The 19422-nt window shown below is 60.6% G+C and carries 16 protein-coding genes; 11 read left to right on the top strand and 5 right to left on the bottom strand.

The window, feature by feature from the left end; all coding sequences use genetic code 11:
• The first annotated feature begins 102 nt into the window (after positions 1-102).
• Positions 103-2451, top strand: a complete 2349-nt coding sequence (locus AGR1_RS27140) for a Wzz/FepE/Etk N-terminal domain-containing protein (RefSeq protein ID WP_187772311.1) — start codon at positions 103-105, stop codon at positions 2449-2451.
• A 128-nt stretch (positions 2452-2579) separates the two neighbouring features.
• On the top strand, positions 2580-3524 hold the full coding sequence (locus AGR1_RS27145; RefSeq protein WP_149149037.1) for a glyoxylate/hydroxypyruvate reductase A: 945 nt from the start codon (positions 2580-2582) through the stop codon (positions 3522-3524).
• 21 nt (positions 3525-3545) lie between these two features.
• Here AGR1_RS27145 and AGR1_RS27150 read toward each other — a convergent pair whose 3' ends face one another.
• The gene (locus AGR1_RS27150) at positions 3546-6521 is read right to left on the bottom strand and encodes a PAS domain-containing protein (RefSeq protein WP_149149038.1); all 2976 of its coding nucleotides are present in this window, start codon (positions 6519-6521) and stop codon (positions 3546-3548) included.
• Positions 6522-6885: 364 nt separating this feature from the next.
• Between AGR1_RS27150 and AGR1_RS27155 the strand changes: the two genes are divergently transcribed.
• The 3 genes from AGR1_RS27155 (at position 6886) to AGR1_RS27165 (ending at position 10047) form a co-directional block, all read left to right on the top strand.
• Entirely contained in the window at positions 6886-7884 is a 999-nt protein-coding gene (locus AGR1_RS27155; RefSeq protein ID WP_080794454.1) for an ABC transporter substrate-binding protein, read from the top strand.
• A gap of 221 nt (positions 7885-8105) precedes the next feature.
• On the top strand, positions 8106-8993 hold the full coding sequence (locus AGR1_RS27160) for a proline/glycine betaine ABC transporter permease (protein ID WP_080794455.1): 888 nt from the start codon (positions 8106-8108) through the stop codon (positions 8991-8993).
• Positions 8986-10047, top strand: a complete 1062-nt coding sequence (locus AGR1_RS27165; RefSeq protein WP_149149039.1) for a glycine betaine/L-proline ABC transporter ATP-binding protein — start codon at positions 8986-8988, stop codon at positions 10045-10047. Before AGR1_RS27160 ends, AGR1_RS27165 begins: the two co-directional genes overlap by 8 nt.
• On the opposite strand, the gene AGR1_RS27170 is transcribed toward AGR1_RS27165, so the two are convergent.
• Complete coding sequence (locus tag AGR1_RS27170; protein WP_149149040.1) at positions 10039-11283, bottom strand: TIGR03862 family flavoprotein; 1245 nt, start codon at positions 11281-11283, stop codon at positions 10039-10041. The two genes, AGR1_RS27165 and AGR1_RS27170, sit on opposite strands and share 9 nt — an antisense overlap.
• Positions 11284-11336: 53 nt before the next feature.
• On the opposite strand from AGR1_RS27170, the gene AGR1_RS27175 reads away from it, so the two are divergent.
• The 3 genes from AGR1_RS27175 (at position 11337) to AGR1_RS27185 (ending at position 13296) form a co-directional block, all read left to right on the top strand.
• Complete coding sequence (locus AGR1_RS27175) at positions 11337-11924, top strand: YigZ family protein (RefSeq protein WP_149149041.1); 588 nt, start codon at positions 11337-11339, stop codon at positions 11922-11924.
• 69 nt (positions 11925-11993) lie between these two features.
• Entirely contained in the window at positions 11994-12662 is a 669-nt protein-coding gene (locus AGR1_RS27180) for a pseudouridine synthase (RefSeq protein WP_080794462.1), read from the top strand.
• A gap of 7 nt (positions 12663-12669) precedes the next feature.
• Positions 12670-13296, top strand: coding sequence for a class I SAM-dependent methyltransferase (locus AGR1_RS27185; RefSeq protein ID WP_080794464.1), 627 nt, complete (start codon positions 12670-12672; stop codon positions 13294-13296).
• Here AGR1_RS27185 and AGR1_RS27190 read toward each other — a convergent pair whose 3' ends face one another.
• Complete coding sequence (locus AGR1_RS27190; RefSeq protein WP_003508485.1) at positions 13297-13482, bottom strand: hypothetical protein; 186 nt, start codon at positions 13480-13482, stop codon at positions 13297-13299.
• A gap of 185 nt (positions 13483-13667) precedes the next feature.
• Here AGR1_RS27190 and AGR1_RS27195 point away from each other — a divergent pair, with 185 nt between their 5' ends.
• Positions 13668-14894 carry a PQQ-dependent sugar dehydrogenase gene (locus AGR1_RS27195; protein ID WP_149149042.1) on the top strand — a complete coding sequence of 409 codons (1227 nt, stop codon included), beginning with the start codon at positions 13668-13670 and terminating at the stop codon, positions 14892-14894.
• A gap of 104 nt (positions 14895-14998) precedes the next feature.
• Positions 14999-16015: a DNA topoisomerase IB gene (locus AGR1_RS27200; RefSeq protein ID WP_149149043.1), complete on the top strand. Its 1017-nt coding sequence runs from the start codon at positions 14999-15001 to the stop codon at positions 16013-16015.
• Between the two features lie 106 nt (positions 16016-16121).
• On the opposite strand, the gene AGR1_RS27205 is transcribed toward AGR1_RS27200, so the two are convergent.
• A complete protein-coding gene (locus AGR1_RS27205; RefSeq protein WP_149149044.1) occupies positions 16122-16844 on the bottom strand; it encodes a response regulator transcription factor in 723 nt (240 codons plus the stop codon).
• Between the two features lies 1 nt (position 16845).
• Entirely contained in the window at positions 16846-18081 is a 1236-nt protein-coding gene (locus AGR1_RS27210) for a sensor histidine kinase (protein ID WP_080794475.1), read from the bottom strand.
• A gap of 305 nt (positions 18082-18386) precedes the next feature.
• Between AGR1_RS27210 and AGR1_RS27215 the strand changes: the two genes are divergently transcribed.
• Positions 18387-19403 carry an ABC transporter substrate-binding protein gene (locus AGR1_RS27215; RefSeq protein ID WP_077984853.1) on the top strand — a complete coding sequence of 339 codons (1017 nt, stop codon included), beginning with the start codon at positions 18387-18389 and terminating at the stop codon, positions 19401-19403.
• Positions 19404-19422: the final 19 nt, after the last annotated feature.

The raw sequence follows: 19422 nt of genomic DNA on the forward strand, positions 1-19422 counted from the left end.
ATCGCGCCGCCGGGGGAGGCGGCCGGCGCACCAATAACGGGAGGCGGGAAGGCGAGTTTGCTCGGCTTCCCGCGTACCATTTTTAGTTCACAAGGTAGGTCCATGCACCACAAGACCTTTAAATCCAATATCGGTTTTCCGGAGTCCGGCAAGGATTCCGACACGTTCATCGACCTCGACCGCCTGTGGGCCGCCGTGGTGCGCCGCGCCAATGTCATTGCCGCCTCCGTCATCGCCGCCGTGGTTCTGGCCGGCCTCTATCTGGTGCTTGCGACCCCCGTTTACACCGCGATGACGCAGGTGCTCCTGGATGAAAGCCTTTCCCGCTATGCGGAAGAGGAATCACCGGTGCCCGCCGCACAGATCGTCGACAACCGCATCGCCAGCGCCGTGGAAATTCTGAAATCCAAGGAAATGGCGCTGACAGTAGTCGACAAGGCCAAGCTCGATGAGAACGACACCATCGTCAATCCGCCGATGTCGCCGGTCCAGCTCGTCAAATCCTCCGTCCGCGGCATTCTCGATCTCGTCCTGCCGGGCGATCCGCCGGTTTCCGAGGCCGCAATCCGCGCCGGACGCCGCGAAAAGGCCGCCGCGGTGCTGCAGCAGTCGCTGACGGTGGAACGTGTCGGCCGCAGCTCGGTCATCGCCATCTCCACCCGCTCGACCGACCGCCAGCTTGCAGCGCAGATCGCCAAGACTTATGCGCAGGCCTATCTTACCGAACAGCTGAACGCCAATTTCGACGCCAGCGAGCGCGCTTCGGTATGGTTGCAGGAACGCATGACCGACCTCAACCAGCGCGCCCAGGCCGCTGAACTGGCGGTACAGAAATTCAAGTCGGACAACAACATCGTCTCCTCGCGCGGCGAACTGATGTCGGAAAGCCAGCTTGCCGACCTCAACGGCCAGCTGATTGCCGCGCAGGCGGATGCGGCGACGGCCTCCGCCCGTTACAACCAGTATAAATCAATCATCGACCGTGGACCGGAAACGGCGGTCGATAACGCCGTTGTCTCGGCCCGCGATACCGACAATTCGGTCATTCAGGATCTGCGAAAGCGCTACATCACCATCTCCGACCGGCAGCGGGGTATCATCCAGCAATTCGGCGCCGACCATCCGCAGGCGACCGCGCTTGAGACCGAGAAGAAAGAAGTATCGCAGCAGATCTTCCAGGAATTGCAGCAGCTGACCGGCAGCTTCAAGAACGAATATGACGTCGCCAACTCCCGTGTGCAGTCGCTCCGCGACAATATCGACCGGGTGGCGGGCCGCAATTCACAAGCCAATATCACCATGGTCCAGCTGCGCGAACTCGAGCAGCGGGCAACCGCTCTGCGCACGCTCTACCAGTCCTATCTCGGCCGCTTCGAGGAGGCGTCGCAGAAACAGTCATTGCCGATCGCCAAAGCCCGCATCATCTCCGAGGCGGGACTGCCGACCTCGCCTTCCAGCCCGAAAAAGACCATGACCATGGCACTTTCGGTCGTTCTCGGCCTGATGCTGGGCGGCGGCATTGCAGCGCTTCTCGAATTCCGGGATCGCTTTTTCCACACCGGCAACGATGTACGCGACAATCTGCGCATGCGCTTTCTCGGTTACCTTCCCTTTATCGGGGAAAGGGGCGTGGAAAACGCCAAGACCGGCGACAGCGCCGCCACCCCCGGCGGCGAGAACGCCACGCTTGATGACAGCGGCCAGGTCTCGTTCCAGAAGATGCTGCGCCTTGCCGTCGACAGCCCGCGTTCCAGCTTTGCGGAAACGCTCCGCAATGTGAAGTTGACGGCCGACGTCGTCATTCAGGAGCGACCCTGCCGGGTCATCGGCGTCATTTCCTGCTTGCCGAACGAAGGCAAGTCGGTCGTGGCGCTCAACCTCGCCGGCCTCATCGCCTCCACGGGCAAACGAACGCTTGTCGTGGATGCCGATATCCGCAATCCCGGCCTCAGCCGCATGCTGACCACACGGCAATCCGCCGGTCTGGTGGAAGTGGTGCTCGATGAAGTTCCGTGGACGCAGGCGGTGAAGGTGGATACGCGCACGAAAATGGGCATCCTGCCGGTTTCCACCAGCAACCAGTTCGCCCATTCGAGCGAGCTGCTCTCCTCCCCCGGCATGCGCAAATTCATCGACTCGGCCCGGGAGGCCTGCGATTACATCATCGTCGACCTCGCGCCTGTCGTTCCCGTCATCGACGCCAAGGCCTTTGCGCCGCAGGTAGACGGTTTCGTCTTCGTTACCGAATGGGGCAAGACGCCGATCCAGATGGTGCAGAACCTGATGGCCAACGAACCGCAGATCGCCAACAAGACGCTTGGCATCGTGCTGAACAAGACCGACATGACGGAATTGCAGCGTTATGCCGGCCCCGGCGGTTCGGAGCATTATCACGAGAAATTCGCGGCCTATTACGGCGATGCAAAGCCGCCGGTGAAGGAAGACGCGTAATCGTATAACGGCTCGGTGAAAACCGGGCCGTTTATTATGTTGACGATACGAACGACAATCCCATGGTATTGCCCGCCGAAATTGCGCATTGATGGCGTGACGCTAAAATCGCAAGCAGGATCAATCTCATGCCATCACCCATAGCCTTTGTTTCGCGGATGAATGCGGAAACGGAGACCGTCTGGAAGCAGGCGCTGCGCGCCGCCATGCCGGAAGAGAACATTCTTTCCTTTTCCGAACTGAGCGCGGAACAGAAAGACCAGGTGGATTTCGCCATCGTCGCCAATCCGGATCCTGCCGATATCGCGGCGCTTCCGGGCCTCAAATGGATCCACAGCCTGTGGGCAGGTGTCGAGCGGCTGATGCTGGAGCTGGGCGAAAAGGCTCCTCCCATCGTTCGGCTGAAAGATCCTGAGCTTTCGCGTGTGATGGCCGAAGCCGTGCTGGCATGGACCTATTATCTGCAACGCGACATGCCCGCCTATCGCGAAAACCAAAAAAAGGCGCTCTGGCAGGAGCTGGACTACCGCCACCCCGGCGAAATGACCATCGGTCTCCTCGGCCTCGGGGCGCTCGGCACGGCTGCGGCGGAGCGCCTCACCCATGCCGGATTCAACGTCGCCGGCTGGAGCCGTTCGGCCAAGGCGGTCGATGGCGTGGAAACGCTGACCGGCGATGACGGGCTGCAGGCATTGCTGGAAAAGAGCGACATTCTTGTCTGCCTCGTGCCGCTTACCGATGCGACGCGCGGTCTTTTGAACGCCGAGCGTCTCGCCGCAATGAAGCAGGGCGCGGCACTCGTCAATTTCGCCCGCGGCGCAGTGATAGTCGCCAATGACCTGATTGCAGCTCTTGATTCCGGCAGGCTTTCGCACGCCGTTCTCGATGTCTTCGAGCAGGAGCCCTTGCCCGCTGCTTCCGCCTTCTGGCAACACCCCAAAGTGACCGTCCTGCCGCATATTTCCGCGCCGACAAGCCGGGAAAGTTCGGCCCGCATCGTGGCCGGCAATGTGCGCACATGGCGCGAGACTGGCGGGCTGCCGGAAACGGTCGACATGGCCCGTGGTTACTGAGCCGGCAAAGCGGCGACGAGCCTATTGCGTCGCCGCGCTCTTTGCCGTGTGGGCCTGTTCGACCGCCGCGACAATCTGCTGTTCGTCATAGGGCTTGGTGAGGAGAACCGCGCTTGCCGGCGCTCCTTCCGGCAAATGGCTATCCCCCGTCGCAAAAACAATGGCAAGCCCTGGCTTTCGGCGCAGGGCCTCCACCGCCAGTTCGCCGCCCTTCATGTCCGGCAAGCCGATATCGGTGACGAGAACGTCGACCTGATCCGCTTCAATAACCTTTAGCGCCTGCGCCGCATTTCCGGCCTCGACGACGGCAAAGCCGCTCTCTGACAGCATCTCCATCGAATTCATCCGTATCAGCTCGTCATCCTCAACCAGAAGAACGCGTATAGACCGGTTTTTACTTTCGACCGGCCTGACCGGCTCGGAAGGTTTCGAAGACCCCGGCGCAGACGTCGGCTGCGCTCTCGACAACGACACCTGTTTGCGGTTGGCGATGACGTGGCGAATGCGCCGCGCCAGCGCCTCGCGCGTATAAGGTTTGGAGAGAAGCTCCACCCCGGCATCCAGCTTGCCGCCGTGCACGATGGAATTTTCCGTATAACCCGAGGTGAAGAGGACGGCGAGATTGGGCAGCCGTTCCTGCGCGCGGCGCGCCATTTCCCGGCTTTTCAATGGTCCGGGCATTACTACGTCGGTGAAGATGACATCGATTGGAATGCCGCTTTCCACCACGGTCAAACCGGCCTGCGCATCACGGGCGGTGAGCACGCGGTAGCCGAGATCGCCCAATGTTTCGACAACGGTGTTGCGCACTTCCTCGTCATCTTCCACCACAAGAATTGTTTCGGTTCCGCCCTCAACGGGACCGTTCGGCGTCACCACCTCCCTGTCCTCATCGGCGGCGGAGCGGGGCAGATACATCTTCACTGTCGTGCCCTGCCCCACCTCGCTATAGATGTTGACATGGCCGCTGGACTGCTTCGCAAAACCATAAACCATCGAAAGCCCCAGCCCGGTGCCCTTGCCTTCCGGTTTGGTCGAAAAGAATGGTTCGAAGACCTTTTCGAGAATCTCCGGCGACATGCCCGACCCCGTATCGGTGACCGCGAGCATCACATATTGCCCCGCCGAGACTTCCGAGTGCTTGCGGGCATAATCGCGGTCGAGAACCGCATTTCCGACCTCGATGGTCAGCTTGCCCTGCCCTTCCATGGCGTCGCGCGCATTGATGGCCAGATTGAGAAGAGCGTTCTCCACCTGGTTGGGGTCGGCATAGGTGTTCCACAGACCGCCCGAGGTGATCACTTCCACCTCAATCGCCTCGCCAAGCGAGCGGCGAAGCAGATCGTCCATGCCGGTTACGAAACGGGCGATATTGATGACACGCGGCTCCAATGCCTGCCTGCGGCCGAAGGCCAGAAGCTGGCTGGCCAGTTTTGCGCCGCGATGGACACCGGCAAGCGCATTTTCCAGCCGCCGCTCCGCACGTTCATTGCCGATCACATCCTTGGAGAGCAATTGCAGATTGCCGGCGATCACTTGAAGAAGATTATTGAAATCATGCGCCACACCGCCGGTGAGTTGGCCAATGGACTCCATCTTCTGCGCCTGCTGCAGGGCCTTTTCGGCCTGGCGGCGCTCCGCTATTTCCGCCTCGACACGCGCCTCTAGGCTTTCGTTCAATTGGCGAAGCTGCTCTTCCGCACGGATGCGGTGGCGAATTTCACGCTCGAGATTGCTCGCATGTTCCTTGAGGGTATTTTCGGCCCGCCGCTGTTCGGTGACATCCGTATGGACGCCGACCCATTCGGCGATCGCGCCGGCCTTGTCGAAAATCGGCACGCCACGGATCGCAAACGTGCGGTAGACGCCGTCGTGGCGGCGCACCCTATGCTCCCAGATATAGGTCGACTTTTCGGCGACCGCTTTGTTCCAGCTGTCGACAGACCCCTGCCTGTCCTCGGGATGGACCGCGTCCGCCCAGCCAAAACCCTGATACTCTTCCGGAGTCTGGCCCGTTAAAGCGCTCCAGGCGGGTTGCTCGCCCAGCATCTTTCCTTCGGCGCTATTGGTCCACAGCACGCCATGAACGGCGTCCACCGCGGCGCGGAAGCGATTGTTGCTGATGAGAATTTCCCGCTCCGAGCGCTTGCGATCCTCGATATCGATGATCAGCACATAAATGCCGTCGATGGAGCCGTCGGCGATGTAACGTGGAACATAACGGATTTCGGCGGCGCGCGCTGTGCCGTCCGGTCTGCTGATCACGGTATCCGAAACGATCCTCTCACCGCTAAGTGCGCGGTCGAGATAGGCCCTGCGGGCCTCGAAAAACGCCTCGCCGACGATTTCGGGAACGCTGCGGCCTATCACCTCGTCGGCGCGGCGGCCAAACCATTCCAGATAGCCGTCATTGGCGAATTTATAAACATAATCACGGTCGACATATCCGACCAGAATGGGCAGGGCATTGGTAAGCCGGCTCAGCTCCCTGCGGCTCTGCTCCAGCGCCTCCAAGGCCTTCACCTTGTCGGTATTTTCAAGCACAGTGCATAAAACGCCGTCCACCGTGCCGCCTTCATTATAGATCGGCGTGTAGAACAGATCGAAGATCACCTCTTCCGGCACGCCATGCCGCTTCAGCGTCATCGGCTGGTCGCGATAGGACATGACCTCGCCGCGAAAACCGGCTTCGAGAATGCGGCTGTTCCAGTCCCATATTTCCGGCCAGATGCCGGGCACGGTTCCGCCCAGCGCCTGCGGGTGATAATTGCCGGCGATCTCCGCATAACCGTCATTATAGATCATCACATGATCCCTGCCCCACATCAGCACCTGCGGAATAGGGGAATTGACGACGGAGTTGGCTTTTTGCCTCAGATTTTGCGGCCAGTCGCAAATAGGACCGAGCGATGTCTTCGACCAGTCGAAGCGGCGCACAAGCTCACCCGTTTCACCGCCGCCGATCGGCCATACCGGGGCAGCACGAAGATTGGTCATTCAACATCACCACAAGTCGAGAGGAAATCTCCCGTAATATATGACGAGAGAAAAGTCCACGAAAACAGAAACTTCCGCTGATTGTTCCAGAAGTTTTTTCAAAAAATCGAAAAAGTTCCACGGTGCCGGAAATTTCCTGTCGCATCCGCTAAAGAGCATGAAAATTCAGGGCCTTCGCACCGGAAAATTTACTCATATCCCCCCGGGGAAAGCGGGTAGCCTGAGAATTGGCATCCTCAATACGCCAGAAATTGCCGCAAACGGAATGGCCACAAAGAAATTATTAAGCCTCAATAAGAGTGCTGGCGGTCGCGGTGTCGTCAGCACCCGGGTCTTCGCCACACCGCGACCAGAGGGAACAAAAATGAAAATACTTTTGGGTGCCACAATTCTTTCAGCCGGCTTCGCCTTTTCAGGGGCCGCCGCCTATGCCGCCGACTGCGGAAACGTGACGATTGCCAGCATGAACTGGCAATCCGCCGAAGTCGCCGCCAGCCTCGATAAATTCATTCTTGACAACGGCTATGGTTGTTCCGCCGAAATCGTGACAGGCGACACTGTGCCGACATTGACCTCCATGGCCGAAAAAGGCCAGCCGGATATCGCCCCGGAAGCCTGGGTCAGCCTACAGCCGGAAATCGTCAAGCGCGGACTGGAAGGCGGCAAGGTCGTCGCAGCAGCCAAGATCCTTTCGGACGGCGCGGTACAGGGCTGGTGGATTCCGAAATATGTCGCCGACGCCAATCCGGATCTCAAGACCATCCCCGACCTCTTCAAGCACCCTGAACTGTTCCCCGCGCCGGAAGACAAGTCAAAGGGCGCCGTTTTCAACGGTCCGCAGGGTTGGGGCGGCACGGTTGTCACCGCACAGCTTTTCAAGGCTTTCGGTGGCGAAAAAGCCGGCTTCACCCTCGTCGACACCGGTTCGGCCGCAGGTCTCGATGGCTCCATAGCCAAGGCGTATGAAGCCAAGCAGCCATGGGTCGGTTATTATTGGGCGCCCACTTCGCTCCTCGGCAAATACGAGATGGTGAAGCTCGGCTTCGGCACCGACTATGATGCCGCCGAATGGAAGCGCTGCACCTCGGTTGCCGATTGCGCGGACCCGAAGCCGAACGCATGGCAGGTGGATGACGTACAGACACTTGTCAGCAAGGACTTTGCCGACCGCGCCGGCCCAGCCATGGACTATCTGAACAAGCGCGCCTGGACCAACGACACCGTCAACAAGCTGATCGCCTGGATGACCGACAACCAGGCGACCGGTGAAGACGGTGCCAAGCACTTCCTGAAGGAAAACGAAGCACTGTGGACAGGCTGGGTATCTCCCGACGTCGCGGAAAAGGTCAAGGCCGCCCTTTAAAAGTTGGTTCCTGCATATCTGCCTGGGAAACGGCGTCCGCCAGCGGCGACGCCGCATCCGCATCGGCTCTGGAGCGCCTTCCGGCTTTCCGGTGACGATGCGTCGGCTCAACAGAGCGTTCCGCCCTTTCGTTCCGATGGACGCGCGGCGCTCTTGCGATTTTACTCCCGGAGCGCGGAGGATATCGATCCCCGCCTCCGGTTCGTCATGGAGAACAGGATATGGAATGGCTTTTCAAATTTCCGAGCATGAATGACGATGCTCTGCGCGCGCTGAAAAAAATCATCGACGAAGGGTTCCGGGGCTTCACCCGAACCTATGGCGGCGCGATAGAGGGGCTCTTCACTCCCCTCCAGAGCTTTCTCATCTGGGCGGAAAGGCTTTTGATCGGTACCCCCTGGCCGATCGTTATTCTTATTGTCGGGGTGCTAGCCTGGTTCGGCAGCCGCAGCGCCACCATTGTTTCGCTGTGTTGCGGCATTCTTTTCGCCATCGGCTGGTTCGGCATGTGGGAAGACACGATGAAGACGGTCTCGATGATCTTCGTCTGCGCCGTGCTGTCCATCATTGTCGGCCTGCCGATCGGTATAGCCATGGCACGCTCCAACCGCCTGCAGAGCGTGGTCAATCCCATTCTCGACGTCATGCAGACGATGCCGAGTTTCGTCTATCTCATTCCTGTCGTCATGCTGCTCGGCATCGGCCGCGTGCCCGGCGTCATAGCCGTTGTTATCTACGCCATTCCGCCGATGATCCGGCTCACCAATCTCGGCATCCGCATGGTCGACAGCGATGTGCTGGAAGCAGCGGACGCCTTCGGTTCTTCGAAGCGCCAGAAGCTTTTCAAGGTGCAGCTGCCGCTCGCACTGCCCACCATCATGGCCGGCATCAACCAGACCATCATGATGGCGCTCGCCATGGTCGTCATCGCCTCCATGATCGGCGTGCAGGGTCTTGGCCAACCGGTGCTGAAGGCAATCGCCAACCAGTATTTCACGCTCGGCGTGTTCAACGGGCTTGCCATTGTCGGCATCGCCATCATCTTCGACCGCATCAGCCAGGCCTATGGCCTTCGCCTGCAAAAACACCGGGAAGTGGCGCATGGCTAGTCAATCGATCGAAATTCGCAGCCTTTACAAGATTTTCGGACCCAAGGCGGCCGACTATGTCGGACCGGTCCAGACCGGCATGTCCAAGGCGGATCTCAATGCCAAACATGGCCACGTGCTCGGCCTGCGTGATATCAACATCACTATGCCGGGCGGACAGATCACCGTTATCATGGGCCTTTCCGGCTCGGGCAAATCGACACTGATCCGCCACGTCAACCGGCTGATCGACCCGACAGCCGGTGAAATCCTCTATGGCGGCACCGATGTCTGTCGCCTCAACGAAGCGGACCTTCTTGAGTTTCGTCGCCACAAGACGGCGATGGTGTTCCAGAAGTTCGGGCTGCTCCCACACCGCAACGTGCTGCAGAATGTCGTCTACGGCCTCGAGGTGCAGGGCGTCGACAAGCGCGAGCGGGAGGAAAGGGCGGAAGTCTGGATCAGGCGCGTGGGGCTGGAAGGCTTCTCCAGCCATTATCCGAACCAGCTTTCGGGCGGCATGCAGCAGCGTGTGGGCCTTGCGCGGGCGCTGACCAACAATGCCGAAATCCTGTTGATGGACGAAGCCTATTCGGCGCTCGATCCACTGATCCGCGTCGACATGCAGACGGTGCTGCTGGAACTGCAAAAGGAACTGAAAAAGACCGTCGTCTTCATCACCCACGATCTCGATGAGGCGCTGCGGCTCGGCGACAAGATCGCCATCCTGCGCGACGGCGAGATCATCCAGCAGGGCACCGCCGCCGAAATCGTCATGTCGCCTGCCGACAGCTATATCGAGGCCTTCGTGGAGGAGGTCAATCGCGGCCGGGTCATCCGTCTCGGCGCCGTCGTCCAGCCGGAATTTTCCGGCCAGTCGCGGCTTCAGCTCGATGCGGACATGACGGTTGAAGAGGGCCTGCGTGCGCTGGTCCGGGAAAATGTCAGCAGCGCCACGGTCGTGGGAGAAAACGGCAAGGCGCTCGGCGCCGTCACCACCGACGCCATCATGCGCTGCCTTGTCAGAACCGCTTCCGGCGACGATGCAGGCATGGCGGAACGGCTGTCAGGCTAAGCCTTCAAGCCACGCGGCCATGCCCTTTGCAGCGGCCTTGCCGGTGGCGAAACAGGCGGTCAAAAGATAACCGCCGGTCGGCGCCTCCCAGTCCAGCATTTCCCCGGCAGCAAATATGCCGGGGAGCATTTCCAGCATGTAATTCTCATCGAGACCGCTCCACGCGACGCCGCCGGCCGATGAAATCGCCTCGGCGATCGGTCTCGTCCGCAAGAGCGGTATCTCGGCATGTTTTATTCTCGCGGCGACGAACTCATCCGGCATGGCGGCGATGTCGGGAAAAATTTCCCGCAGAAGCCCGACTTTCACCGCCGATAAGCCGGCCGTCTTGCGCATGCGGTTTGCAAAACTCTCCTTCCGCCCGAGCTTCGCCAGATCGCGGCTGAGGCGTTCCACCGTACGTCCGGGCGCAAGATCGGTTGCGAGGGACACTTTGCCCGCCTCTTCCAGCCGGTCGCGCAGCGCAGCGGAATGGGCGTAGATAACGCTGCCCTCAATACCATGCTTCGTGATGACGAATTCGCCCTGAAAGGCCCCTGCCGGCGAAATGGTGATCGTGGATTTCACCGCTTCACCCGCAAAACGCGTGCGGAAGACATCGCTCCAGTCGACGTCAAAACCGCAATTGGCGGGGCGGAACGGGGAAAGCGCCACGCCTTTCTCCGCCAGCGCCGGAACCCATGCGGCATCGGAGCCGAGACGCGGCCAGCTTGCGCCGCCGAGCGCCAGAAGAACGGCATCGGCCTTGATGGTGATCTCGCCCTCCGGTGTCGCGAAAACCAGGTGCCTGCCGGAAAAACCCGTCCAGCGATGCCGCGTCCTGATCGTCACCCCCTGCGCCTCCAGCCGGGCGAGCCATGCCCGCAGCAGCGGCGAGGCCTTCATGACGGTCGGAAACACCCGGCCCGAAGTGCCGACGAAAGTTTCCTGCCCCAGCCCCTGCGCCCAGTCGCGCAGCCTATCCGGTGTAAAATCATCGAGAGCGGCACGCAGCCTCGGTTCCGCATCACCGAACCGGTGACAAAAGCTGTCATAGTCTTCGGCATGGGTGATGTTGAGGCCGGATTTTCCGGCCATCAGCAATTTGCGCGCCACGGTCGGCATCGCCTCGAACACCGTCACGGCATGGCCTGCGGCCGAAAGCATCTCGGCCGCCATCAGCCCCGCCGGTCCGCCGCCGATAATCGCGACCTGCTTCGCCTTTGCCAAAACCCTCTCCATCGCCATCTTCGCCATTCCGAGCCTTATACCGATTTCCGCATGCGAATATATGCGATATTGAAACGCCCATGTTCACGCTCGACCGACCCGTCACCTTTTCGCAGGATATCAAGAAAAGCCGCTTCATCGCCTTTGCCGCGCCGGTGACGGGTGAAGAGGACGCGAAGAACTTTCTTGCGGCGCATTCCGATCCGGATGCGAACCATAATTGCTGGGCATGGCGAAGCGGCCAGGCCTATCGTTTCAGCGATGACGGCGAACCCTCGGGAACGGCCGGAAAACCGATCCTTCAGGCCATCGACGGCCAGACACTCGATAATGTCGCCGTTCTCGTCATCCGCTGGTTCGGCGGCATACTCCTTGGCAGCGGCGGCCTGATGCGCGCTTATGGCGGCACCGCGGCTGCCTGCCTGCGACTTGGCGAGACATCACCGGTCATCGCCTATGTCATTGCGACGCTCAGCTGCCCTTTCTCCGATCTGGCGCTGGTGAAATCGCGCCTCTCCGCCACACCGAACCTGCGTCTGGAAAGGGAAGATTTCACCGGCGCCGGTGCGGATATGCTGCTCTCGGTTCCGGCCGAGGAAGCCGAACGGCTCACCCGCCTTCTCAGCGACCTGACCAGCGGGCGGGTCAATCTCCGTATTCCCGACTAGAGTTTTTTCGCTTTTCCTGGAAATGCTCTAGTGCCTGTCCGAATGCGCAATTCGTGCTAAGGAAGCGACATGTCATCCAAGCTTTCCAACCCGGTCTATCATCCGCCGCTCGACCCCTGGCTCACCATCGTGCACCGCGACGACGATCTTCTGGTGCTCGACAAGCCAAGCGGGCTTCTCTCCGTGCCGGGGCGCGATCCGGCGCTTTCGGACAGCCTCATGACGCGGGTGCAAAAACAGTTCCCGAAAGCGCTGATGATCAACCGGCTGGACAAGGACACATCAGGTATCGTGCTGATGTCCCTGAACCGCAAGGCGCATGCGGCGATTGCATCCCAGTTCGAAAACCGTGAGACACGCAAATCTTATGTGGCCATTGTCTGGGGAGATGTCGCGGGCGAAGAGGGCGAGGTGGATTTGCCGCTGGCCATCGATCCCGAAAACAAGCCTCGCCACCGGGTCGACCGTGAAAACGGCAAACCGGCGCAGAGCCTTTGGCGGGTGCTGGAGCGACTGCCGCTTCCCGCAACCAGACTTGCGCTGACCCCGCTTACCGGCCGCACCCACCAATTGCGGGTGCATATGAAGGCGCTCGGCCATCCGATCCTCGGTGACGAATTTTATGCCGAAGGCGAAGCGCTTGCCGCTGCGCCGCGGCTGATGCTGCATGCGCAGGAGGTGGGCTTTCGCCATCCGGATGGCCGTGACGTCACCTATACCGTACCCTGCCCGTTCTGAGGTCCAGATGAAGGAACAAAACGAAAGCTTCGTGGTGGATTTTGTCGGCGGCGCGGTCGGGCACCGTTTCCGCTCCGGCGAAGGGCGCGGGCAGGCCCTGCCGAAAGCCGCCGGTTTCACCAAAGGGCGCATGCCAAAAATCGTCGATGCCACGGCCGGGCTCGGGCGGGATGCCTTTCTGCTTGCCTCACTCGGCGCGGAAGTGACCCTCATCGAACGCTCGCCGGACATGCATGCTCACCTCGCCGATGGCATTCGCCGCGCGCTAGAGGCGGGCGGCGCTTATGCCGAGGCGGCGGCGCGCATGACGCTGCTTCTCGGAGATTCACGCCAGTTGCTGAAAGAACTTTCACCGGAGGTGGTGATCGTCGACCCCATGCATCCGCCGCGCCATAACACGGCGCTGGTGAAAAAGGAGATGCGAGCGTTGAGGGAACTGGTTGGCTCCGACCCGGACCAGGTGGAGCTGATGGAGGCCGCACTGGAGAATGCGACAAAGCGGGTGGTTCTGAAATGGCCGCTCCGCGCCGATCCGATGCCGGGCATTCGCAAACCTTCGCATCAGATAATGGGCAAGAACACCCGCTATGATGTCTTCATGATCTTCGGAAAATCTATCGACCGGCAAGAATGATCAGCGAAAGCTCGGCTTGCGCTGCGCATTCATCAGAAGCTCGTGCCGCGAAGCAAATTCGCCGAACAGCTTTCTGAGCCGGGTTTCCTCGGCCTTGTCCAGCCGGTAACGCCGGCAGAATTCCGCGACGTTGAGGATCGGCTTGGTTCTGTTCCCGTCTATGGTCTTGTTGTCAATGATCTGCATGTCGCCCTCCGTGTAACAAAGAGGAAAACGTGACCGCAGGCCGGCGGTTCCTTATGAATTCGCATGGATGAGAAAAGAGCGTGCCGTCTGCACACGCAATGATCAAGTTTTCTTGAAACTATCGCAGGAAACGAAATGCTCACCAAATGGTTCTCGACCTGACGTAAACGATGGAAGGGAGACCCATGTTCCACAACAACCGATTTCTGAGTTCGACGATCCTGTGTGCGCTGCTCACCGTGCCGCTTGCCGGGATTGCGCAGGCCCAGGCCCCGGCTGCCGAAACGAAACGGCCGAACGCGCCGGATCAGAAACCGGCTTTTGAGGGGCAGACCCGCGCGCCGCAGGCCGCCGCGCAGCCAAGCGTTGAAAAAACCGTGATCGCTGACGGCCTGCCGCATCTCTGGTCGATGGAGTTTCTGCCCGATGGCCGCATGATCGTCGCGGCCAAGGAAGGCGCGATCCATATCGTCGCCGACGGCAAGGCCGGCCCGGCGATAGAAGGTGTACCGGAGGTGGCGTCCGACGGACAGGGCGGACTTCTCGACATCGCGCTGGCTCCCGATTTCGAAACATCGCGCACGATCTTCTTCTCCTTCTCCGAACCGCGCGATGGCGGCAATGGCACGTCGGTAGCCTCGGCAAAACTGACCGAGGAAAGCGGCGCGGCAAAGCTGGACGATGTCTCGGTTATTTTCCGTCAGATGCCGACCTATGACGGCGACAAGCATTTCGGCTCCCGCCTCGTTTTCGGGCCAAACAGCGAGCTTTATGTCACTGTCGGAGAACGTTCGGACGCAAAGCCGCGCGTGCAGGCGCAGGACCTGTCGAGCGGGCTTGGCAAGGTCTTCCGCATCGACACACAGGGCAAGGCCTTTGAAGGCAATCCTTTCGCCAGCCAACAGAACGCCCTGCCCGAAATCTGGAGCTATGGCCACCGCAACCTGCAGGCGGCGGCACTGGACGGAGAAGGTAGGCTCTGGACCGTGGAACACGGCCCGCGCGGCGGCGATGAGCTGAACATGCCGAAAGCCGGCCTGAACTACGGCTGGCCGACCATCACCTATGGCGTCGAATATAGCGGAAGGTCGGTCGGCAAAGGTGTTACCGCAAAGGAAGGCATGGAACAGCCGGTCTATTATTGGGACCCGGTCATCGGCCCCTCCGGCATGGCCTATTATGACGGCGACCAGATTCCCGAATGGAAGGGCGCTTTCATCGTCGGCGGCCTGGTAAGTCAGGGTCTCATCATCCTGCATATCGATGGCGACAGGGTCGCGACCGAAAGCCGGTTGCCACTGGAGGCGCGCATTCGCGACGTGAAGGTCGGGCCGGATGGCGCGATCTATGCCGTGACCGAAGAGCGCGGCGGCGGGAACTCGCAGATTCTGCGGATCGCCAAGGCCGGCTGATTAAAAAGACCGGCTGAGAAAACTCACGATTGGAGCGACAGGCCGCCGGAACGAAGTCGGCCTGTTTTTCGTTTGCCGCAGCGTGAAACCTGCCGGAAAAAACAATGCCACAACCGCCCGCCCGCCTTCTTGCCAAAATCGGACTTGCCTATGTCAACGATCAGGAGCCGGGTATTGCCCGGGAGAAACGCGGGCGCGGTTTCTGTTACCGCCTGCCGGGCGGCGAGCTTCTCTCCGACAGCCTCGAACTGAAGCGCATCAAAGCGCTCGGCGTGCCGCCCGCCTATAGAGACGTCTGGATATGCATCGACCCCGCCGGCCATCTGCAGGCTACGGGTTTCGATTCCCGGGGGCGAAAACAATATCGCTATCATCCCGACTGGCACGCGTTCCGGGGCGAGACGAAATTTTTTCAGCTCAAAAGCTTCGGCAAGGCGCTGCCCGCCATCCGCCGCCGCGCCATCGCTGATATAGAAAAACAGGACCACGGGCAGGAAATGACGCTCGCGGCGCTCACACTGCTGCTCGACGCCGCCTATCTGCGCGTCGGCAACCGCTCCTATCTCGAAACCAACGGCACCTATGGCGCAACGACACTGCTCAAGCGGCACGTCTCCTTCGGTGAAACTATCGAGTTGCGATTTGCCGCCAAGGGCGGGCAGAAGGTAAAACGGCAATTGCGCCACCCGCGCCTTCAGAAAATCCTCGAGGAGATCTCCGACCTACCCGGCAAGGAACTCTTCGTGTGGCAGGACAGCGAAAACCGCGTGCATTCGGTCGATTCCAGCGACCTCAACGCCTACCTCTCCCGCATCGGCGGACAAGGCATTTCCGCCAAGACCTTTCGCACCTGGGGCGGAACATTGGCGGCCTTCTGCAACGCAATGGAACATGTGGCGGCGGGTGACAAGCCGAGCATAAAGGGCATGTGCCAGGCAGCGGCGGCCGAGCTTTCCAACACGCCCGCCATCTGCCGCAAGAGCTATGTGCACCCGGTCGTCCTCGATATCGCCACAGAAGAAAAAGCGCAGAAAAAACTTGGCCGCATCTTGAAGGTCGGGGCAAAGCCCGTCTCCGGCCTCAGGGCGGATGAAAGACGGCTGCTGGCCTTCCTGCCTTGAGCATTTCCAGTAAAAGTGCGTAGCGGTTTTAGGTCCGGATAATGCGATAAAACGAAAAGATAGAGCACATCCGCCGCTTCCGTTTAGAGCGGATGTGCTCTAGGGCTCAGCGGCCGCCGGCCCATTCCGCCAGTTCCCGTTCGGCTCTTTCCAGCGCGCTGTAATTCAACAGCTTGCGCAGGAAAGCGACGGTAACCGCGCGGGTGCGGAGATTATATCGCCCCTCCGCCTCGTCGTCGCCGACTGCCTGATGCACGTTCAGCTTCTCGTAGAGGCTTTGCAGCCGGTTCTGCACGCTGCGCAGCGACAGGTTGCGGCGGCGGGCAATCGCCTTGTCGGTGAGGCCGAGCGCGACATCGATCAGGATTTCATATTCGGAATCGGTAAAGCCATGGGCCTTGCCGAGGCTCTTTTCCTGCAGCCCGCGCACCTCCCGGTCGATCACGCATTGCGCCTCGATGAAGATGCTGCGCAGCGCCAGGCGCAGGCGGTCATCGGAGGCCGATTTCAGCACGTAGCCATAGGCGGCGCCTTCCGGCACGATGCGCGAGACCCCACGCACATAGGCCTCGTCGGAATAGTTGGACCAGAACAGGATGCGGGTATCCGGCCTTTCCTTCCAGATGGCGCGCGCCGCCTCGATGCCGTTGCGCTCGTTCATCTGCAAATCCATGACGATATGGGCGGCCCGGTTTTCCCGCGCAAGCTTCTCGCCGGTCCTGCCGTTCGCCGCCTCCAGCACATTGTCGCATTCCGGCAGCGCGGCACGCACCGCCTCGTTCAGATAAGCGCGGTGCAGCGCATCGTCCTCGACGATCAGCACGTCCATGTCACAACTCCTCCCGCCGGTCGAAAGCGCCTGCCGGCAAGGTCACGGTGATGCGGGTTCCCGCGCCCACCCCATTGCCGCCAATATCGAATCTGGCTGAAATCAGCCGCGCCCGCGTCTTCATATTGCCGATGCCGAGGCCGCCGGAGGCCCCGCCTTCGCCGCCGCCGCTGCCGTCGTCGCTGACCGTGACCCGCAAGCCGCCGTCGATTGCGGTCAGTTTCACGGCAATCGCTTCTGGCTGGGCATGGCGAATGGCATTGTTCACGGCCTCCTGCACGATGCGGAACAGCGATATGGCCACCGTCTTGTCCAGCCTTTCCACCAGCCCGTCCGTCTCATCCGTCACCGACCAGTCGATTGCCGATCCGCTATCACGCACGGAGCGGCCCACATAGGTCTCGATGGCCTCAACCACGCCAAACAGTTGCAGGATTGAGGGCTTCGCCTCCTCGATGATCTCGCGCAAATCCTGCATGCAATGCTGCAGGCTGCGCACCACCGGTTCCAGCATCTCGCCTGACAGGTCGGGGGTATGGCTCATGCGCTCGATGCGCCGCGCCAGCCGCGTCAGGTCCGCCAGCGTCTGGTCGTGCAGATCCATGCCGATACGCTGTCGTTCGGCCTCCAGCGCCTCCGTCAATTGCAGCGCGCCCAGCCGCAGGCCCTCTTCGCGGGCATTGGCGCGCGCCTCCTCGATGGCGGAGCGTTTGGCCTGCTCGGCGGCGCGGATGGCGTAAAAATAAGGGGCCAGCAAATCCGCGACGGCACGGGCATTCGCCACATCCTCCATCGTATAGGCGTCCGACTGGTGGGAGGAGCAACTCAGCGCGCCGATAATGTCGCCATGCACCTTCATCGGCACATGCAGCCGGCTATGCAGGTTAAGTTCGATGATCGGGCTCGAAAACGACCCTTCGAAATGAAAGCGCGGATCGGAGCAGGCATCGCCGCTCAAGAGGTATTCCACCTCGCCTGACAGCAGTGTCCGGATCGGACTGCCGGTCAGAAGGGCGGGCGGCTGCCGGCTCCAGGCGCTGACGAGGCCGCTCTCATAAGCGATGTGATATTTGTCATCCAGCTGCTTGATGCAGACATCCATATGGTCATGCGGGATGATATGGCTGATCTCGGTGGCGACCGCCTGGATGATGGCGTTGAATTCGAGCTGCCCGGCAAGCAGCCGCGAAATGCCCATATAATGATGAAAAAGAGCGCTTTTCGGCGTATCCAGCATGTGCGGACGCCCTCCCAAGCGCCTGCCTTCAAACATCGCGGCGAAGATTCAATCCCTTGGGCGCCGCACCGTTCATTCTGCGCCCGGCTGCGGCGTTTCGTCCTGCGGGTTCCCGCATGCTTTCTGCGGAAACCCGCAGGAAGATTGCCGCGATCCGCCTATACAAGCCAAATCTTCTTGGTCATTCTCACTTCTACTGGGGAAAGGAGCTCCAGTGCAAAGGAATTCCGCCTGCCGCCGAGGAGATTTGCGGTGTTGCGAGAATTCCCGGCTCGAAAAGGGCAAGCCACGAGGGAGGAAATCAAATGGCTTTCAGGAAGATGCTTATGGCATCGGCCGCTGTCGCATGCGCAGCTTTGCCGATCACCGCTCATGCCGATACGTCGGCCAAAAAAATCGCGCTTTCAAACAATTATGCCGGTAACTCCTGGCGTCAGGCGATGCTGACGAGCTGGGACAAGATCACCAAGCAGGCGGTCGCCGACAAGCAGGTCGCCGCCGCTGACGCCTTCACCACAGCCGAAAACCAGGCGACCGAACAGGCCGCGCAGATTCAGAACCTCATCCTGCAGGGTTATGACGCCATCGTCATCAATGCCGCCTCCCCCACCGCACTGAACGGCGCGGTGAAGGAAGCCTGTGATGCCGGCATCACCGTCGTGTCGTTCGACGGCATCGTCACAGAGCCTTGCGCCTGGCGCATCGCTGTCGACTTCAAGGCGATGGGCGCAAGCCAGATCGACTACCTCGCCAAGGCGATGCCGAAGGGTGGAAACCTGCTCGAAATTCGCGGCCTCGCCGGCGTTTCGGTCGATGACGAAATCCATGCCGGCATCGTCGACGCCGTCGCCAAGAACCCGCAGTTCAAGATCGTCGGTTCGGTCAACGGCGACTGGGCGCAGGATGTCGCTCAGCGCGCCGTCGCCGGCATTCTGCCGAGCCTTCCCGAAATCGCCGCTGTCGTCACGCAGGGCGGTGACGGTTACGGTGCGGCGCAGGCTTTCGCCGCCGCCAAGCGTCCGACCCCCACCATCGTCATGGGCAACCGCGAAGACGAGCTGCAATGGTGGAAACAGCAAAAGGACGCGAGCGGTTACGAGACCATGTCCGTTTCCATCGCCCCCGGTGTTTCGACGCTGGCTTTCTGGGTGGCGCAGCAGATTCTTGATGGCAAGGATGTGAAGAAGGACCTGACGGTTCCGTTCCTGCGCATCGACCAGGCCAATCTTGAGGAGAACCTCAAGAACACCCAGAAGGGTGGCGTGGCGAATGTGGAATATTCGCTTGAGGATGCCCAGAAGGTGATTTCGTCGACAAAATAAGTCGCGCATTCACAAACTT

The sequence above is a fragment of the Agrobacterium sp. B1(2019) genome (assembly GCF_008274755.1).
GTDB lineage: Bacteria > Pseudomonadota > Alphaproteobacteria > Rhizobiales > Rhizobiaceae > Agrobacterium > Agrobacterium salinitolerans.

Excerpts from the sequence above, each read along its gene's own strand:
- AGR1_RS27140 (WP_187772311.1), top strand. The coding sequence starts at position 103 with ATGCACCACAAGACCTTTAAATCCAATATCGGTTTTCCGGAGTCCGGC.
- AGR1_RS27145 (WP_149149037.1), top strand. The coding sequence starts at position 2,580 with ATGCCATCACCCATAGCCTTTGTTTCGCGGATGAATGCGGAAACGGAG.
- AGR1_RS27150 (WP_149149038.1), bottom strand. The coding sequence starts at position 6,521 with ATGACCAATCTTCGTGCTGCCCCGGTATGGCCGATCGGCGGCGGTGAA.
- AGR1_RS27155 (WP_080794454.1), top strand. The coding sequence starts at position 6,886 with ATGAAAATACTTTTGGGTGCCACAATTCTTTCAGCCGGCTTCGCCTTT.
- AGR1_RS27160 (WP_080794455.1), top strand. The coding sequence starts at position 8,106 with ATGGAATGGCTTTTCAAATTTCCGAGCATGAATGACGATGCTCTGCGC.
- AGR1_RS27165 (WP_149149039.1), top strand. The coding sequence starts at position 8,986 with ATGGCTAGTCAATCGATCGAAATTCGCAGCCTTTACAAGATTTTCGGA.
- AGR1_RS27170 (WP_149149040.1), bottom strand. The coding sequence starts at position 11,283 with ATGGCGAAGATGGCGATGGAGAGGGTTTTGGCAAAGGCGAAGCAGGTC.
- AGR1_RS27175 (WP_149149041.1), top strand. The coding sequence starts at position 11,337 with ATGTTCACGCTCGACCGACCCGTCACCTTTTCGCAGGATATCAAGAAA.
- AGR1_RS27180 (WP_080794462.1), top strand. The coding sequence starts at position 11,994 with ATGTCATCCAAGCTTTCCAACCCGGTCTATCATCCGCCGCTCGACCCC.
- AGR1_RS27185 (WP_080794464.1), top strand. The coding sequence starts at position 12,670 with ATGAAGGAACAAAACGAAAGCTTCGTGGTGGATTTTGTCGGCGGCGCG.
- AGR1_RS27190 (WP_003508485.1), bottom strand. The coding sequence starts at position 13,482 with ATGCAGATCATTGACAACAAGACCATAGACGGGAACAGAACCAAGCCG.
- AGR1_RS27195 (WP_149149042.1), top strand. The coding sequence starts at position 13,668 with ATGTTCCACAACAACCGATTTCTGAGTTCGACGATCCTGTGTGCGCTG.
- AGR1_RS27200 (WP_149149043.1), top strand. The coding sequence starts at position 14,999 with ATGCCACAACCGCCCGCCCGCCTTCTTGCCAAAATCGGACTTGCCTAT.
- AGR1_RS27205 (WP_149149044.1), bottom strand. The coding sequence starts at position 16,844 with ATGGACGTGCTGATCGTCGAGGACGATGCGCTGCACCGCGCTTATCTG.
- AGR1_RS27210 (WP_080794475.1), bottom strand. The coding sequence starts at position 18,081 with ATGCTGGATACGCCGAAAAGCGCTCTTTTTCATCATTATATGGGCATT.
- AGR1_RS27215 (WP_077984853.1), top strand. The coding sequence starts at position 18,387 with ATGGCTTTCAGGAAGATGCTTATGGCATCGGCCGCTGTCGCATGCGCA.